The sequence below is a fragment of the Halobellus inordinatus genome, from assembly GCF_024498335.1.
In the GTDB taxonomy this organism is placed as follows: Archaea; Halobacteriota; Halobacteria; order Halobacteriales; family Haloferacaceae; genus Haloquadratum; species Haloquadratum inordinatus.
Genome location: NZ_CP101825.1, coordinates 2,245,872 through 2,262,298, shown reverse-complemented (window position 1 = coordinate 2,262,298; position 16,427 = coordinate 2,245,872). Strand labels below are relative to the sequence as shown.

15 protein-coding genes are annotated in these 16,427 nt (G+C 66.2%); 7 read left to right on the top strand and 8 right to left on the bottom strand.

The features are described 5' to 3' along the window. Positions 1-45 precede the first annotated feature (45 nt). The 3 genes from NO362_RS11445 (at position 46) to NO362_RS11435 (ending at position 2,732) form a co-directional block, all read left to right on the top strand. Positions 46-396, top strand: a complete 351-nt coding sequence (locus NO362_RS11445) for a DUF8159 domain-containing protein (protein ID WP_256545354.1) — start codon at positions 46-48, stop codon at positions 394-396. Beyond that, a complete protein-coding gene (locus NO362_RS11440) occupies positions 393-1,367 on the top strand; it encodes a serine aminopeptidase domain-containing protein (RefSeq protein WP_256545353.1) in 975 nt (324 codons plus the stop codon). Before NO362_RS11445 ends, NO362_RS11440 begins: the two co-directional genes overlap by 4 nt. 78 nt (positions 1,368-1,445) lie before the next feature. Continuing rightward, positions 1,446-2,732, top strand: a complete 1,287-nt coding sequence (locus tag NO362_RS11435) for an ornithine cyclodeaminase, nickel-pincer nucleotide-dependent (protein ID WP_256545352.1) — start codon at positions 1,446-1,448, stop codon at positions 2,730-2,732. A gap of 124 nt (positions 2,733-2,856) precedes the next feature. Here the strand turns inward: NO362_RS11435 and NO362_RS11430 are convergent, their stop codons facing one another. Then, a complete protein-coding gene (locus tag NO362_RS11430; protein ID WP_121569308.1) occupies positions 2,857-3,261 on the bottom strand; it encodes a universal stress protein in 405 nt (134 codons plus the stop codon). Positions 3,262-3,437: 176 nt separating this feature from the next. On the opposite strand from NO362_RS11430, the gene NO362_RS11425 reads away from it, so the two are divergent. After that, positions 3,438-6,104 (top strand): cation-translocating P-type ATPase, encoded by a 2,667-nt coding sequence (locus NO362_RS11425; protein WP_256545351.1) that lies wholly within the window; start codon positions 3,438-3,440, stop codon positions 6,102-6,104. Between the two features lie 16 nt (positions 6,105-6,120). On the opposite strand, the gene NO362_RS11420 is transcribed toward NO362_RS11425, so the two are convergent. Both NO362_RS11420 and NO362_RS11415 read right to left on the bottom strand, forming a co-directional pair. After that, positions 6,121-6,702 (bottom strand): VIT1/CCC1 transporter family protein, encoded by a 582-nt coding sequence (locus NO362_RS11420; protein ID WP_256545350.1) that lies wholly within the window; start codon positions 6,700-6,702, stop codon positions 6,121-6,123. Positions 6,703-6,708: 6 nt separating this feature from the next. Continuing rightward, the gene (locus NO362_RS11415) at positions 6,709-6,999 is read right to left on the bottom strand and encodes a DUF211 domain-containing protein (RefSeq protein ID WP_256545349.1); all 291 of its coding nucleotides are present in this window, start codon (positions 6,997-6,999) and stop codon (positions 6,709-6,711) included. 94 nt (positions 7,000-7,093) lie between these two features. Here NO362_RS11415 and NO362_RS11410 point away from each other — a divergent pair, with 94 nt between their 5' ends. Further along, a complete protein-coding gene (locus NO362_RS11410; RefSeq protein WP_256545348.1) occupies positions 7,094-8,434 on the top strand; it encodes a phosphoribosylamine--glycine ligase in 1,341 nt (446 codons plus the stop codon). 88 nt (positions 8,435-8,522) lie between these two features. Here NO362_RS11410 and NO362_RS11405 read toward each other — a convergent pair whose 3' ends face one another. Together NO362_RS11405 and NO362_RS11400 are read right to left on the bottom strand one after the other, a co-directional pair. Then, positions 8,523-9,866 (bottom strand): FAD-dependent oxidoreductase, encoded by a 1,344-nt coding sequence (locus tag NO362_RS11405; RefSeq protein ID WP_256289593.1) that lies wholly within the window; start codon positions 9,864-9,866, stop codon positions 8,523-8,525. A gap of 225 nt (positions 9,867-10,091) precedes the next feature. Then, entirely contained in the window at positions 10,092-11,984 is a 1,893-nt protein-coding gene (locus tag NO362_RS11400; protein WP_256545347.1) for an ATP-binding protein, read from the bottom strand. Positions 11,985-12,157: 173 nt separating this feature from the next. Between NO362_RS11400 and NO362_RS11395 the strand changes: the two genes are divergently transcribed. Beyond that, entirely contained in the window at positions 12,158-12,331 is a 174-nt protein-coding gene (locus NO362_RS11395) for a DUF5786 family protein (RefSeq protein ID WP_121569301.1), read from the top strand. 85 nt (positions 12,332-12,416) lie between these two features. On the opposite strand, the gene deoC is transcribed toward NO362_RS11395, so the two are convergent. From deoC to NO362_RS11380, 3 genes are all read right to left on the bottom strand, one after another. Beyond that, on the bottom strand, positions 12,417-13,067 hold the full coding sequence (deoC, locus tag NO362_RS11390; protein WP_256545346.1) for a deoxyribose-phosphate aldolase: 651 nt from the start codon (positions 13,065-13,067) through the stop codon (positions 12,417-12,419). Positions 13,068-13,147: 80 nt separating this feature from the next. Next, positions 13,148-13,951: an ArsR/SmtB family transcription factor gene (locus tag NO362_RS11385; RefSeq protein WP_256545345.1), complete on the bottom strand. Its 804-nt coding sequence runs from the start codon at positions 13,949-13,951 to the stop codon at positions 13,148-13,150. 77 nt (positions 13,952-14,028) lie between these two features. Then, the gene (locus NO362_RS11380) at positions 14,029-14,724 is read right to left on the bottom strand and encodes a DUF1405 domain-containing protein (protein ID WP_256545344.1); all 696 of its coding nucleotides are present in this window, start codon (positions 14,722-14,724) and stop codon (positions 14,029-14,031) included. 125 nt (positions 14,725-14,849) lie between these two features. Here NO362_RS11380 and gpmI point away from each other — a divergent pair, with 125 nt between their 5' ends. Then, positions 14,850-16,364, top strand: coding sequence for a 2,3-bisphosphoglycerate-independent phosphoglycerate mutase (gene gpmI, locus NO362_RS11375; protein ID WP_256545343.1), 1,515 nt, complete (start codon positions 14,850-14,852; stop codon positions 16,362-16,364). Positions 16,365-16,427: the final 63 nt, after the last annotated feature.

Sequence of the window (16,427 nt, the reverse complement as noted above, 5' to 3'; positions counted from 1 at the left end):
GTCCGCGCGACAACAGTTTACTCGCTCCACGCGGAAGGGGAACGTATGAACGACGTCATCTCCGGACTCGAAGGCGAACTTCGGTCCAACGGAATCAGCGTCGAGTCGGTCGACCCGACCGGCGAGACGGTCGAATTGGTCTATCTCACGGCGTTTCCAGACGTGTCGGTGAACCACCAGGAGATGGGCCGTGCGCTTCGGACGTTCATCGAGGCCGCCGAACACGACGACTGGGAGCCCACGCGCGTCGAGGCGACGGTCCTCCGACACGACGACGACGTCCAGGGGACCTGGTATGCCGAGGCCGAGTGGTTTCGGCAGTACATAGACTACGACATCAGCGGCGAGGCGTTCTCCGAACGCGTCATCGACACCCTCGCGGAGGGCGAACAGTGACCCGTCCCGGCGCGAACAGCGAGTGGAACGACGCAGAGCCCGACCAGCGCGCGCGTCGAAACCGGCCGTCGAGATACGAGTTCTCGACGGTCAGGATGACGTTCCACAGCGGTGACGAGCGCTGCGTCGGGCGGCTGTACCGCCCCGACCGACCCGCGGATCCGGCGCTCGTCGTGATGACCGGCGGCCTCGTCGGCGCGAGCGCGTTCGGGCTCGACCGCTACGCCGAACGGCTCGCCGCGGCCGGCTACGCCGTCTTCCACTTCGACGTTCGACACGCCGGCGACAGCGACGGCGAGCCGCGGAATCTCCTCTCGCCCGCGCGTCAGCGCGCCGACTGGGAAGCAGCGCTCGCCGGACTGCGCGGCCGCGGCGACGTCGCCACCGATCGAATCGTCCTCTGGGGGACGGATCTCTCCGGCGGCGCAGTGCTCGACGTCGCGGCCGACGACCCGCGGATCGAAGCCGTCGTCTCCCAGACGCCGATTCTCTCCGGTCGGGCGTTCCTCCGTGCCCGAGGGATCGGATTCCTCGCCAGAGGGACGCTCGCGGGCGTCCGGGACCGAGTCCAATCACTCCTCGTCGGTCCCCACACCGTTCCGGTCGTCGACGACGGCAGCAGCGACGATGGGAACCTCGCACTCGTCGCCACGCCGAGCGCCTATCGCGGCTACCGCGACCTCGTCGGCGACGGCGAGTGGGAGAACGAGACGCCTGCACGCTCGGTCCTCTCGCTCGCGCGGCACACCGGCGGCGAAGACCGCGATAGACTCGCCTGCCCGGTGCTCTTCCTCGGCGGCGAGCGCGACGACGTCGTCCCGGTCGAGGAGATCGAAGCGGCCGCCGAGGACGTGGCGGACGCGACCCTCCTGCGACTCCCGGTCGGGCACTTCGGTCTCTACGACGGGGACGGCTTCGAGCAGGCTGTCGGCCACGGCCTGGCGTTCCTCGATGCCGTGGTGGATGACTGATCCGCCGGGTCGTTTGCAGCACGTCGCGTCACTGGCCTCGCCGCAACCGTCTTTTAGCTCCCGAACGCAGTTGCCCGAATGAGCGCCACGCGAACGGTCGAACTCGACGGCCACATTATCGACTCGGGGACGCTACAGCGCACGTTCGGCATCGTGATGGATCTCGGCGGCTCCTTCGAGATCGAGACGTTCGACGTCGGACGACACAAAGACGAGACTTCCTACTGTCGGATGAGCGTCAGTGCCGACGACGCCGACACGCTCCAGGAGATCCTCCACGAACTCCACCAGAACGGCGCGAACCTCACCGACCCGGTCGACGCACACGTCACGCCCGCACCGAAAGACCAGGTCGTCCCCAAGGGCTTTTATTCGACGACCAACCACCCGACTGAGATCCGCTACGACGGAGAGTGGGTGCCGGTCGAGAACATCGAGATGGATTGCGCCATCGTCGTCGAGGAGGGCGACGAGGGCGACCCCGTCAGAGCCGAGACGAAGGTACTGAACGCGATCCGCGAGGGCGACCTCGTCGTCACCGACGAGGCGGGGATTCGCGTGAAGCCCCCGGACCGACCGCGCGACGGCTCCGGCCCGTTCGGGTTTATGCAGGGCGGCGTCTCCGCGGAGCGCCCCTCCGAGTCGTTGATCGACGACGTCGCCGAGGCGCTCGTCGCGACGAAAGAGCGGGGCGAATCCGTGCTCGTCGTGGCCGGACCGGCAGTGATCCACGCCGGCGGCGGCGACGAACTCGCGCGCCTCGTGCGGGAGGGATACGTCGATATGCTCTCGGCGGGCAACGGCTTCGCGACGCACGACATCGAGCGCGGCCTCTACGGGACGTCGCTGGGGATGGATATGGAGACGATGGAGCACCCCCGGAAGGGCCACAAACACCACATCTACACGATCAGCGAGGTCATCCGCGCCGGCGGAATCGGACCCGCCGTCGAGGAGGGACTCATCGAGGAGGGTGTGATGTACGAGTGCGTCGAAAACGACGTGCCGTACGTGCTCGCTGGGTCGATTCGCGACGACGGACCCCTCCCGGATACGATCACGGACGCCATCGAGGCGCAGAACGCGATCCGCGAGCAGGCCAGAGAGGCCGATCTGGTGCTGTTGCTCTCGACGCTTCTGCACTCGGTCGCCGTCGGTAACTGCCTCCCCTCGACGACCCGCGTCGTCTGCGTCGACATCAATCCGGCGACGGTGACGCAGTTGCTCGACCGCGGGAGTTCCCAGGCCATCGGGATGGTGACAGACATCGGGACGTTCATCCCGATGCTCGCCGAGGCAGTTCTCGACGCGGAGCGAGACGGCGAGATTGAGGATTCGGAGAGCGAAAGCAACGCCGAAAAGTGAATCGAGAGCGAGACGGGAACTTCCCCGCTGGCGTCGACTGTGCTTATAGGGATTATCGTACGTCTCCATAGATTCCTCGCCGGACCATACGGCGAGAATTTCCGAACAGTTACGATAAGCCCCCTTACTCGACGTCGACGAGCGGGACGACCGCCATCGGTCGGTTCGAGTGCAGCATAATCTGCTGTGCAGTGCTGCCGAAGACCACTTTCGCGGTCGGGTTGCGCCTCCGGATGCCGATGACGATCTCGTCGGCGTCGATCTCTTCGGCGTGTTCGAGGACGTCCTCGTGGGGTTCGTTGCCGCGGACGAACTGGTGGGACTCGACGGTCGTGATCGTGTCGAGTCGCGAGGAGACGACGTTCAGCGCCTCCTCGCCGTCGCGGACGTCGTCGGTGTCGGTCGCGCTGCCACCGGGCAGGGAGTTGACCGCGTGTACTTCGTCGCTCCCCGACACCCGATCGAGAAGGTAATCGCAGAGTTTCGCGCTCGTGTCGACGTGGTTGGTTGCGAGTACGTACGTCGTCATACATTCCAGAGGCGCGGGCAGAGACCAAAAAGCCACCTCCGATCGCGAGAATTTCCACCTGTCGGGGGAGATCGGACGCGCCAGCGCGGCAGGGACGCGTCGCCGTCGCTGCAGCGTGCTGTGCAGTCACACGGCACACAGTATATATGTCGGTGCTGCGACGTTACGGACGAGCGATGGATTGGCACAGCCGCTCCGGCGACGAGGTGTGTGAGGAGTTAGAGACGACGTCTGCCGGACTGGCACCCGGGGAGGCCGCCGAGCGCCTCGCCGACGTCGGACCGAACGAGATCACCGGCGATCACGGTCGGGGCGCGCTCCGAATCTTCCTCGCGCAGTTTTCGAGCGCGCTCATCTGGGTGTTGCTCGTCGCGGCGATCCTCTCGTTCGCGATCGGCCACGTCGTCGACGCCGTTCTCATCGGGATCATTCTCCTCTTGAACGGGATCTTCGGCTTCGTCCAGGAGTACCGCGCCGAGCAGAGTCTGGAGGCCCTCCGGGAGATGGCGGCCCCGGACGTCCGCGTCCGACGTGACGGACGCGAGGAGCGGATCGAAGCGACGGACCTCGTTCCGGGCGACGTCGTGCTCGTCTCCCAGGGTGACGTCGTTCCCGCCGACGCCCGATTACTGGAAGCCCACAACCTCGAAGTCGACGAGGCGGCGCTGACGGGCGAGAGCGTTCCCGTCGGCAAAGACGCCGATCCGGTCGACGCCGAGACGCCGCTCGCCGAGCGCGAAAGTATGCTCTACAAGGGGACGAACGTCACCCGCGGCCGTGCCGTTGCCGTCGTCGTCGAGACGGGAATGGAGACGGAGATGGGCGAGATTGCGACGGCGCTAATCGGAGCCGAAGACCCCCAGACCCCCCTGCAGCGCGACCTCGACCGCCTCGCCAAGCGGTTGGGAATCGGCGTCGTGGGGTTGTCGGCGCTGATTGTTCCGTTGCTCGTCTTCCAGGGGCGTGGGCTCGTCCAGGCGGGGCTAACTGCCGTCTCGCTGGCGGTGGCGGCCATCCCCGAGGGACTGCCGGCCGTCGTGACCCTGACGCTCGCGCTCGGGGTGCGGAAGATGGCCGGCGAGAACGCGCTCGTCCGCACGCTACCGGCCGTCGAGGCGCTCGGGGCCGTCGACGTCGTCTGCACGGACAAGACCGGGACGCTGACCGAGGGCGAGATGCGCGTCCGGGCCGCGTGGGTCCTCGACGAGGAGTTCGAGGTCGGCGCACCGACCGCTGACGACGCCGCGGACGCGACCAACTCCGACGCCACGGTGCACGAGGAGCGTCTCGAACGACTGCTGGAGATCGGCGCACTCTGCAACGACGCGACGATCGACGACGGCGACCCGACAGAGCGCGCCCTCGTCGCCGCCGCGACCGCCCAGGGGTTGGACGTCGACAGCCGACGCAGCGAACGTCCCCGCCGCGACGAAGTGCCGTTCACCTCCGAGCGCAGGCGGATGGCGACCATCCACGACGATGCCGTCTACGTCAAAGGCGCGCCCACGGAGATCCTCGGGCGGTCGACGCGCGTCCTCGGTCCGGACGGCCCCGTCGAGATGGACGAGGAGACGAAAGCGCGGGTCGAAGCGCAGATCGACGCGTTCGCCGAGCAGGCGCTCCGCGTCCTCGGGTTCGCGTACAAAGACCGCGACGACGACGGCGGACCCGAATCGAACCTCGTGTTCGTCGGCCTGCAGGGGCTGATCGACCCGCCGCGCGAGGAAGTCAAATCAGCGATCGCCGACACTCACCGCGCCGGAATCGACGTGAAGATGATCACCGGCGACAACGCGTTGACCGCGCGCGCTATCGCTTCACAGGTCGGTATCGAGTCGGACGTCCTGACTGGTCAGGAGGTCGAGGCCCTCGACGACGACACCCTGCGCGAGCGCGTCGAGGAGGTGGACGTGTTCGCCCGGGCCGAACCGACGCACAAGGTCCGCATACTCGACGCGTTGCAGTCGAACGGCCACGCGGTCGCGATGACGGGCGACGGCGTCAACGACGCCCCCGCGCTCAAGAACGCCGACGTCGGCATCGCGATGGGGGTCCGCGGCACCGACGTCGCCAAACAGGCCAGCGACATCATCCTCCTGGACGACAACTACGCGACGATCCGTAACGCGATCCGGCGCGGGCGGATGATCTTCGACAACATCTGGAAGTTTGTCGCGTATCTGCTGAGTGCGAACGCCGCCGAGGTCGCGGTCGTCTTCATCGGCTCACTGTTTGGCTATCTCGTCCTCCCGGCGGTCCAACTGCTCTGGATCAATCTCCTCACCGATGGGCTGCCGGCGCTCGCACTCGGCACCGACCCCGCTGGCGACGTGATGGAGCGCCAGCCCCGAGAGCGAGTGGTCGGGATCATCGACGCCGATATGCGAGGCTTCATCGCCGGGGCCGGGCTGACGGCGACAGTCCTGCTACTCGGGCTGTTGTTCTACACGCTCGACGGCGCGCCGTCGGTCACGCCCTATGCGATGACGATGGTCTTCACCGGCTTCGTCGGCTTCGAGTTCGTGAAGTTGTACGTGGTCCGGTGGGCGCGCGGGACGCCCGTCCTCACGAACCGCTGGCTCGCCGGTGCGGTCGCCACGTCGCTCGCGCTCCAGTTGGCGGTGCTGTACACGCCGCTGAACGACTACTTCGGGACCGTCCCGCTCAGCCTCGCGGACTGGGGGCTGCTGGGGGTCGTATTCGTCCTCGGCGCGCCGCTTCTCGTCCTGGTCGGGTGGCTGACGCGACGTCACGACATAGAGCACCATATGGCGTCGAAGTCGGACTCAGCGCCGGAGTCGGGGGCGGAGGATACGGAGCCGGACTCGACAGAGTCTGCGTGAGGCAACCCGGCCTCACTCAGCCGGGCAGAAACAGATTGATCACTGCGACCACGAGGCCCGCGAGCGCCATTCGGATCGCCGAAACGTACCAGCGCTGCCCCGAGATCGAACTCATATACGCCCCGAAGACGCCCAGGATCCCGATCCCGAGCGCGACCCCGGCCACGCCGGCTTCTGCCATCGAGAGCATCGTCCCCTCGACGGTGAACGGGACGAGCGGGATCAAGACCCCGATGAGCGGACCGAGACCGCTGGCTGCGGCGTGAACGACGCGTGCACCCCGCTGTTCGCGCTGGACGCGCGTGTCGTCGAGGTCGGTCAGCATCGCCCGCTCGATGCGTTTGATCTTGGCGGTCGTCTCGGCGCGCTCGATCTCCCAGACGCTCCAGATCGCCGAGGTTCCCAACCCCACCGCAGCGCCGAGGCCGATCTTGATGACGGTGAGGCCGTCGGGAATCCCAGAGAGGACCGCGCCGACGATGACGCCGATGCTCGTCAGGGTCCCGTCGAAGCCGTTCGAGACGAAGTACCGTCGCGCGATCGAGAGGACGTCCTCTCGCCCGAGCAGTTCCCGAAGGAGGCGGCGTGTCGATGACACGTCGAGTCAGTCGTCCTGTAACGTCCGCCGCTCTTCGACGACGTACTCGCCGTAGGCGGCCTGGTCGATCGAGTGGACGGTGCCGCCGAAACTCTCGATCGCGTCCTCGATCGCGTCGTACTCGAGGCTCGTCCCCTCCGCGGTTATTTTGACGTTCTGCACCTCCTGATCGAGTTCGATGAGCGACGTGGACACGCCGTCGACGCTCTCGACGGCCGCGATTCGTTCCGTGAACTCCAGCATCGACGGGTCGTGTGGTTTCAGAATGTCGAGGGCGACGCGTCGAAGGTCTACCATCAGGCTACATCTCGGTAGCGACTTTCTTAATACCGCCGGACGACCCGTGACACCACTGCACACACTCAAGTTGATCCCGACCGAAATTTCCTCTATGGACCCAGCGCGATTTCTCTTCGTCTCGGCCGATGCTGCCCTGGTCACGGACCTCGCGTGGCAGACCCACCGAGAGGGCCACGAGGTGAAGTACTACATCGAGGCCGAAGCGGACCGCGAGATCGGCGACGGCTTCGTCCCCAAAACCGACGACTGGCGCGCCGAAGTCGAGTGGGCCGACGTGATCGTCTTCGACGACATCTGGGTCGGCTCCGACGTCGGCACCGGCGAGCTCGCGCAGGAACTTCGCGCGGACGGCCACGCCGTGATTGGCGGGACGCCGAATACGGACCGCCTCGAAGCGGACCGCGGGTACGCGATGGACATCCTGGAAGAACACGGCGTAAACACCGTCGAACACCACGTCTTCTACGATTTCGACGCGGCCATTCAACACGTGCAAAAGAATCCGGCCGCATACGTCATCAAGCCGCTCGGCGAAGTCCAGAACGTGAAGCGGCTCTTGTACGTCGGCAGTGAAGACGACGGCAGCGACGTCGTCGACGTCCTCCGCGCGTACAAGCAGGCGTGGGGCCACCGGATGAAGGGCTTCCAACTCCAGCGGAAGGTCGAGGGCGTCGAGGTCGCCGTCTGCGGCTTCTTCGACGGCGAGCGGTTCGTCGACCGCGTGAACTTCAATTTCGAGCACAAGAAGCTGTTTCCGGGCAACATCGGCCCCTCGACCGGCGAGATGGGGACCTCGATGTTCTGGAGCGAACGGAACGAACTGTTCGAGGAGACGCTCGGGAAGCTGGAAGGCTGGCTCGCAGGCGAGGGTTACGTCGGGAGCATCGACCTCAACTGCATCGTCAACGAGAGTGGGATCTTCCCCCTCGAGTTCACGCCGCGGTTCGGCTATCCGACGATCGCGCTCCAAGAGGAGTCTTTCGAGTCACCCACCGGACAGTTCTTCGCGGCTCTCGCTCGCGGGAACGACCCCGACCTCGTGACGCACCGGGGATTCCAGGTCGGCGTCCGCGTCGTGTTGCCCCCGTTCCCGTTCGATGACCGGAAAACCTACGACGAGAGTTCGCGCAACGCCGCGATCGTCTTCGACACCCCGGATCGACGCGGCATCCATCTCGAAGACACGAAGCGGGTCGACGACCAGTGGCGCGCCGCCGGCGAGAGCGGGATGCCACTCGTCGTGACTGGGAAAGGCGAAACGATGCAGGCCGCCCGCGAGCAGTGCTACGGACGCGTCGACGACATCGTGATCCCGAACTGCTACTACCGCGACGACATCGGCGAGCGGTGGATCGACGGCGACGGCGACCGCCTCCAGGCGTGGGGCTATCTCGGGCCGCAGAACTATAGGGGTTATCGTACGTCTCCATAGATGTCTCGCCGGACGGTACGGCGAGAATCTCCGAACAGTGACGATAATCCCTATAACGCGGGAGTTTAGATCGGCGTCGACGCGCGCCTCACTCCCCGCGCGGGAAGTTCTCGATCGTGTCCGCGCGGAAGGCGTCCTCGTCGAACTCGTAGTCCGCCTCGAAGAAGTCGAGGATCGTCTTCGTGTCGCGCATCGCGTTCTTCAGACTGGTCGACGCGCCAGGCGAGGGCGTGATGTTGAAGACGATGTCGTCGCCGACGATCTTCGCCTCGCCCATGTCCAGCGATTTCGCGCTCGTGTCGACGATCTGCGGGCGGACGCCGCCGTAGCCCTTCGCGCGCTCGATGTCGTCGAGTTCGACGCTCGGGACGACCTTCTGGACCTCGGGGAGGAACGACCGCGCGCCGACCTCCGGCACGTCGTACAGCAGGTTCGTGAGGACGTACGGGAGCAGGATCCGGTCGGCGAGGATGTTGGCGTAGCTGAGGAACGACGCTGCGTTCAGCCCGAACACGTCGAGGAAGTCACTGACGGTCGAGAGCCGTCCGCGTTCGAGCGCGGGCACGAGCTTCGCAGTCGGCCCGAAGCGCGTGATGCTGTCGTCGTGTACGTCCGCGTCGCCGTGAACCGCCGCGAACGGCAGTTTCTTCATCTGCAGCGTGTAGACCTTGCCGTTCAGGAGGCTGTCGTCGGCGAGGAAGAAGCTCCCGGCGACCGGCAGGAGCGCCATATCCTCGCCGTAGCCGAGTTCCTTCGCGATCTGGAGGCTGTGCGAGCCGGCGGCGACGACCGCGACGTCGCAGTCGAACGGTCCCTGCGGCGTCGTGAGCGTGTAGCCCTCGGTGTTCTTCGTGACGTCTTCGACTTTCGTGCCCGTGAACACGTCCACGTTCGACTCCTCGCGGGCGAGTTCGACGAAGGACTTCGCGGTCTCGCCGTAGTCGACGACGTAGCCGTCGGGCGTCTGCAGCGCGAGCATATCCACGCCGGGGTCGCGCCCTTCGACGACCTTCGGTTCGATCTCTGCGATCTCGTCGCGACCGATCGGCTGCAGCTTCGGGTACAGGTCGCCGAAGCCGTCCTCGTGGTAGCGCTGTTCGAGCTTTTCGACTTCCTCGTCGCCGACCCCGAGGACCATCTTGCTGCGCTTTGCGTGCATCTCGCGGTCGGGATCGTGATTCTCCAGGTAGCCCGCGAGCAGTTCTGCGCCCGTCTTGACACCTTCGGCCTTCTCTAAGGTGTAGTTCGTCTCGATGTCGCCGAAGTGCAGCGTCTGGGAGTTGTTCGTGTGATGGGAGTTGATCGCCGCGATCTCCGGTTCCTTCTCGATCAGCGCGATCGAGTCGATGTCGGTGAACTTTGCAGTCGTGTAGAGAAGCGATGCCCCGCTGATGCCGCCGCCGACGATTACGAGGTCGTATTTTCCAGACATAGTACTGTCCTGTGGGTGAGTCTACCTCGGTGACTGCACTCCAGCGGGATAACTCCATATTTTCGAATCGGCTTTTAGACGATTGACGAAGGCGATTTCGACGGAATTGGGCGTCGACGGCGCGCAGTCGTCGTCCCGGTCGCTGGAGACCCTCCGACGTACCGAATCCACGGATCCGCGGTGCGTACAGGTCGGTCCCATCAGCACGCGGCCACCGACTCGGGCTCAGGCGGATGAGCAGCCGGTGGAAAACTCGAATTTCGCGCCGCCGGAGTCGCTTTCGTCGATCGTTACCGTCCATCCGTGCGCGTCGGCGATCTCCTCGACGATTGCGAGCCCAAATCCTGTGCCGTCGTCTTCGGTAGTGTACCCCTCGGTGAGTACCCGGTGACGCTCTGCCTGGGGGATCCCTGGTCCATCGTCTTCGACGGTGAAGCCGCCGTCTATCGACGCAACACGGATGGCGACGTCGTCGCCGCCGTGATCGACGGCGTTCGTGAAGAGGTTCTCGAACAGCTGCTGCAGTCGGCCGGGATCGGCTTCGATCGCGTCTGCGCCGTCGACGTGGAGCGTCGCGTCCGCCGTGGCTGAGTTGGTCCACGCCCGCCGCGCGACCTGGGTCAGGTCGATTTCACGCACCTCGTCGATGGCTTCGCCCTGCCGCGCGAGCGTGAGCAGGTCCTCGGTCAGTTCGTCCATCCGTCGGAGCGCTTCGTCGACGCGGTCGAACGCGGCCTCGTCGCCCTCGCGCGCCAGTTCGAGATAGCCGTCGGCGACGTTCAGCGGATTACGGAGGTCGTGTGAGACGATGCTCGTGAACGTCTCCAGCCGCTCGTTCTGCTCTTCGAGCCGGCATTCCCGCTCTGCACGCTCCATCGCGGCGGCGACGTTCGCCCCGAGGATCTTCGCCAGCGAGTACTCCGACTCCTCGAACGCACCGGGCTGCCGCGCGGCGATCAACAGCACGCCCAGGTCGTCGAGCGGGACGATGAGTTCGCTCCGAAGCGTCGAGTCCTCGTTGTACGCCTCCTCCGACGCCGCGAGATCTCTGACGTATCGCGGTGTGCCGCTCTCGAACACGTTCCAGGCGATCGCATCGCCCGGGCCGAACGTCGGGGGAGTGCCGAGGACCTCGGCCACCTGTTGAGAGTATGCGACCGGACGCAGTTCCCCGTAGTCCTCGTCGTAGAGGTGGATCCCGGTGAAATCGAGGTCCAAAATCTCGGTCGCGGCGTCGACGGCAGCGTCTGCGATCCCCTCGACGGAGCCGGCTGTCACCAGTTCACGCGTCGCCTCGTGGAGCGCGGTCGTACGCCGTTCGTGGCGGTGCTCGGAAGTGATGTCGGTGTACACGGCGTACCCGTCAGTGTCCGCGGAGGCCGCCTCGAACGGAATGGCCTGGAGGCGGAAGACGCGGACTTCACCCGATGCCGTCAGCCGGAACAGCTCCTCGATCTCGAACCGCTCGCCGCGTTGCGCTCGTGAGCTGATCGCGCTGGCTCGCTGCTCGTCTCCCGGCGGGACGACGACGTCGTCGAGCGATTTCCCTTCGACTGACCCGGGAGTGTACCCGAACACCTCCTGGAACGCCGGATTGACCGCGCGGACGACGGGAGTGTCGTCGACGAACTCGACTTCGGCGATGCATTCCGAGCTATTGTCGAAGAGCGCCGAGATCTTGTCGTGTTCGACTTCGAGTTCTTCCTCGCGTCGGCGGCGCTGGCCGTCGTAGACGCCGACACCGAGGCCAGCGACCGCGCCCATCGCGACGACGTGGCTGAATACAATGTGCGGTTTGATCTCGCCTTGGACGACCTGGAAGAGATACACCCACAGCGTGATCGCGAGCATCACGAGCGCGCCCAGGAAACTCCACGTCGTGGTCCGCGCGACGAACGCCGTCTGCACGTCCGTCCGTCTCGCAAGAGTCACCCCCGCGGCGACGAGAATCAGGTCCAGTCCGATCGGCGCGGCGTTCTCCAGAAGGGTGAGATAGAGCGGGTCGGCCTGCAGCGCGTAGTCCTCGTAGACGTCGAAGAGCGTCACGGACGCGAAGACGAGTCCGAGAAACGCGATGCTCGCCCCACTCGCTGTCTGCTTCCACCGACCGATCATCATCTACGTCGACCAACACAAAGCGGTGTCAAAACGTTTTGGTGCGGCGATTGGACGACTGTTCGGTAGTGAGGGGGATCTTGAGTGATCGGCACCGAGTAGTGCCTTGAGTGAGAGCGTCTCACGCGCGCTCTTTGCTTCGTGTGGTTCTTCACCGGCGGGCGGGATGTTAGGATATGGGCTTCGGAAGCTACGACGAATCCGAGCAGCAAGAGCAGACGACCGACGAGGACGACGACAGCGAAGCGGTCAACGTCCACGAGCACGACCACGACGGCGACGTCAACGTCGAGTCCGACGTCGACACGGACGCGCTCGTCGACCGACTCGGCGAGATGCGCGACGACTGATACGGATTGTCGGAAGTCCGAGAGATCCTCGCCGAACGGTACGGCGAGAAACTCTGCACAGTTCCGACCACTATGAGAGGCGCTTCTAGGACTCCTCCGCCGCCTCGGGCGCGCCGTCGAGGATCGTGACCCCCGAGGACGCGCCGATCCGTTCCGCACCGGCGTCGAGCATCGCCATCGCGTCTTCGTAGGAGCCGATGCCGCCGCTGGCTTTGACCGGCAGGTACTCCGCCATCAGTTCGACATCTGCGACAGTGGCCCCGCCGTCGGCGAACCCCGTCGAGGTCTTGACGAAGTCGGCACCGGCCTCGACTGCCGCCTCGCAGGCGCGGCGTTTCTCGTCGTCGGTCAAGAGCGCCGTCTCCAGGATGACCTTCACCGGGATCGGAACGGCGGCGACGACCTCGGCGATGTCCGCCGCGACGCGCTCGTCGTCCCCCGCTTTCAACCGCCCGACGTTGAGAACCATATCCAGTTCGTCCGCGCCGGTCTGCCAGGCGTCGACGGCCTCGCCGTGTTTTGCGGCCGTCGAGTGCTGTCCGTGCGGGAAGCCGACGACGGTCGCGAGCGTGACGTCCGGCGCGTACGCGACCGCTTCAGCGACGTAGCACGGCGGGATACACGCGTTCATTCCGTGTTCGATGGCCTCGTCGAGCACGCGCTCGACGTCGTCGACCGTCGTCGTCGGCCCCAGGACCGTGTGATCGATGCGGGCGGCGAGTTCTGATTCGTCCATATCCGTGCTCTCGACCCCGAGCGAAAAAAGCGAGTGGGTCGGCAGGGTTCACGAGCAGTGAGTGCGACGCGGTCTCGGTATCAGTTGACGGTCCAGCCCGTCCCGTCGTGATAGACGAGTCCGCGCTCGGAGAGCCGATCGAGCGCGGTCTCGACCCGCTCGGGGCTGGCGTTGAGTTCGCGGGCGACCTCGCGGGCGCTCCGCGTCTCGCGGGCGATGGCGGCAAGCACTTCGGCGTAGAATCGGCTGTCGGCCTCCGCGCCGATCTGCTCTGTCAACTGATCGAGGACGTCGGTCACGCGCCCGTGCACCCACCGCTGCGCCAGCGAGAGTTCGCTCTCGACGTCTTCGAGATACGCGTACCGGCGTGCGAGCGAGGCGACGTCGTCGTCGCTGTCGACACCGCCCGCGTCGCTGCCGCGCCGCCGGATTTCGTCGAGGTCCCGCGGCGCGTCTGCGCCGCTCTCGATCGGCCCATTGGCTGCCTGCTCCCGGTCGTCGTCGCCGTCGCGCTCGCGTTCCTCGCTCGGTTCACAGCCCGTCTGCTCGCCCGGGATGTCGAGTGAGATGTGTTGACAGCGGCCACGCATGTCGAGACTCCGGCTGGCCGGATAGGCGCTCTTCGCACCGAAACGATACGGCGAGACGCTCACCTCCAATCGGAGGTTCCGCGCGATGTGGAAGTACTTCCGCCGCTGGTCGTCGGTGCGGCTTTCGACGAGGCCGGCCTCTTCGAGCCGTCGCAGATGATCGATGACGGCCTTCGGGCTGACCCCCAGGTACTCGCTGATCTCGGTGACGTAACAGGGTTTGTGCGAGAGGAGCCGGAGGATGCGCCGCCGGTTCTCGTTCCCGAGGAGATCTAGGAGTACCGCAGAGTCCATAACCGAAGGTAAATCTCGGAGACGTAAGACGCTGACGCATTTTCGGGTACGGTGGACGCTCGCCCGCTTTTTCCCGGTCAGCGCGAGTCGTTGCGGTCGAACGTCCAGGCGGCGTACCCGACGACGAGAAACGAGAGCGCGACGGTGATTCCCGCCAAGAGAGCGCCCGCATCGTATCGCAGCGGCGGGTAGAAGCCGAACCCGTAGTCGAAGGCGTCGTTGACGAGGAGCAAGACGAGCGCCGCCGCCAGCGCCTCCCGAGAGGTCTTACCGTAGTACGGGATCACCGCCGCCTGCAAGAGGAAGAACAGGTGCGTGATGAGGATGCCCCAGTACTCCCACAGCAGGGCGGGGGTGAAGCCGAAGTAGAGATCCGGCCGGAGGTTGAGCGCGACGGCCGTCCAGAGCCCGTACTTCACGAGCCAGACGAACGCGAGCGTGTGCACGACCGTCAACAGTCGGTTCGACGGCGCCTCCGAGAGCCGGCGTCCGAGGTTGGGAAGCAGCGTCGCGACCGAGAGCGTCGCGAGCGCGAGCGCCGTCGGTGAGTCGCCGAACAGCGGGTACAGGAGCGAACTGAGGTCTGCGAGCGAGGGGTCCGAGTGGACGTAGAAACTGACCCCCAGGAGGAACGCGGCCCCGTCGACGACGAGGAGCCACCCGAGGCTCGCGCCGTTGCCGAGATAGTACGCCACCCAGCGCTCGGGGAACGGGCGGCGAAGCCGCGCCCGCCAGCCGCGTTTCGCTCCGGATTCCTCGTGCCGACCAGCCATCGAGTCCACCGACGGGGGGGAACCGAAAGAAGGTGTCGCGTCCGTGCGCACGCTGTGGTGCTCCAGCCATCTCGACGGCGCGGCGAAACGAAGCCTATTCACCGCGGCCTCGCCTCACCCCGCGTATGCAGGCAGCGCTCGTCATCCTCGACGGCTGGGGCCTCGGGGATCACGACCGGCGGGACGCGGTGAAAGCGGCATCGACGCCGAACTTCGACCGGTTCGCCGACGCCGGTGCGTACGGAACGCTCGACGTGTCCGGGCGGCGCGTCGGCCTCCCCGAAGGGCAGATGGGCAACAGCGAGGTCGGACACCTCAACATCGGCGCCGGACGGGTCGTCAAGCAGGCGTACACGCGCATCGAGGACGCCATCGCCGACGGCTCGTTTCGGACGAACGAGGCAATCGTCTCGGCTTTCGACCACGTCGCAGAGACGGGCGGCCGCGTGCACTTTATGGGACTGCTCAGCGACGGCGGCGTCCACTCCGAACAGGGCCACCTCCACGCGCTGATCGAACTCGCCGCCGACCGCGGCGTCGACGCCGTCACCCACGCGTTCACCGACGGGCGCGACACCGACCCCTACGGCGGCGAGGACTACCTCGCGACGCTCGAAGCGGTCGTCGACGACAACGGCACCGGCGACGTCGCCACCGTCTCCGGGCGGTACTACGCGATGGACCGCGACCAGAACTGGGAGCGGACCAAACGCGCCTACGACGCCATCGTCCACCGCGAGGCCGACCACGAGGCGACCACGGGCGTCGAGGCGGTCCGCGGGTCCTACGACCGCGGCGACACCGACGAGTTCGTCGAACCGACGCTCGTCGAGGGCGGCCCCGCGCTCGAAGACGACGACGCCGTCTTGTTCTTCAACTTCCGGCCGGACCGCGCCCGCCAGCTCGTTCGCCTCCTCGCCGACATCGACCCCGAGTGGCCCTTCGAGACCCACCCGCCGAAGACGCGAGTCGTCACGATGACCGAGTACGACGAGACGTTCGACCTCCCGGTCGCGTTCCCACCCGAGGAGCCGACGGACACGCTCGGCCAGACCCTCGCGGCGGCCGGGAAGACGCAACTCCGCCTCGCCGAATCGGAGAAGTACGCCCACGTCACGTACTTCCTGAACGGCGGCCGCGAGGTCGAGTTCGACGGCGAGATCCGCCGCATCGTCGAGAGCCCCGACGTGCCCACGTACGACCTCCAGCCGGAGATGAGCGCCGCCGAAGTGACCGACACCGCGATCGACCTCATCGACTCGGCGGACCCGGACGCGATGGTGCTCAACTACGCGAACCCCGATATGGTCGGCCACACGGGCGACTTCGAGGCGGCCGTCGAGGCCGTCGAAGCCGTCGACGAACAGCTCGGGCGGCTCGTCGCCGCAATCGAGGAAGCGGGTGGGCACGCGCTCATCACCGCCGACCACGGTAACGCCGACGATATGGGGACGCCCGAGGAACCCCACACCGCACACACGACGAACCCGGTGCCGTTCATCTACATCTCGCCCGACGGCGACGACGGCGGGCGGCGGGTCCGGAGCGGCGGGTCGCTCTGCGACATCGCACCCACGATGCTCGAACTGATGGCCATCGCGAAACCGGCGGCGATGACTGGCGAGTCGCTGCTGGAGTGAAGTGCCGTCGTCGCTTCGGTCGCTAGGATTCGATTTCGACCCGATAATCGCGCGCTTCTCGCG

Bases quoted from the DNA above. Each gene is read 5' to 3' on its own strand.
- NO362_RS11395 (WP_121569301.1), top strand. From the start codon at position 12,158: ATGGGCTTCGGAAGCTACGACGAATCCGAGCAGCAAGAGCAGACGACC.
- NO362_RS11435 (WP_256545352.1), top strand. From the start codon at position 1,446: ATGAGCGCCACGCGAACGGTCGAACTCGACGGCCACATTATCGACTCG.
- deoC (WP_256545346.1), bottom strand. From the start codon at position 13,067: ATGGACGAATCAGAACTCGCCGCCCGCATCGATCACACGGTCCTGGGG.
- NO362_RS11410 (WP_256545348.1), top strand. From the start codon at position 7,094: ATGGACCCAGCGCGATTTCTCTTCGTCTCGGCCGATGCTGCCCTGGTC.
- NO362_RS11400 (WP_256545347.1), bottom strand. From the start codon at position 11,984: ATGATGATCGGTCGGTGGAAGCAGACAGCGAGTGGGGCGAGCATCGCG.
- NO362_RS11415 (WP_256545349.1), bottom strand. From the start codon at position 6,999: ATGGTAGACCTTCGACGCGTCGCCCTCGACATTCTGAAACCACACGAC.
- gpmI (WP_256545343.1), top strand. From the start codon at position 14,850: ATGCAGGCAGCGCTCGTCATCCTCGACGGCTGGGGCCTCGGGGATCAC.
- NO362_RS11430 (WP_121569308.1), bottom strand. From the start codon at position 3,261: ATGACGACGTACGTACTCGCAACCAACCACGTCGACACGAGCGCGAAA.
- NO362_RS11385 (WP_256545345.1), bottom strand. From the start codon at position 13,951: ATGGACTCTGCGGTACTCCTAGATCTCCTCGGGAACGAGAACCGGCGG.
- NO362_RS11445 (WP_256545354.1), top strand. From the start codon at position 46: ATGAACGACGTCATCTCCGGACTCGAAGGCGAACTTCGGTCCAACGGA.
- NO362_RS11425 (WP_256545351.1), top strand. From the start codon at position 3,438: ATGGATTGGCACAGCCGCTCCGGCGACGAGGTGTGTGAGGAGTTAGAG.
- NO362_RS11405 (WP_256289593.1), bottom strand. From the start codon at position 9,866: ATGTCTGGAAAATACGACCTCGTAATCGTCGGCGGCGGCATCAGCGGG.
- NO362_RS11380 (WP_256545344.1), bottom strand. From the start codon at position 14,724: ATGGCTGGTCGGCACGAGGAATCCGGAGCGAAACGCGGCTGGCGGGCG.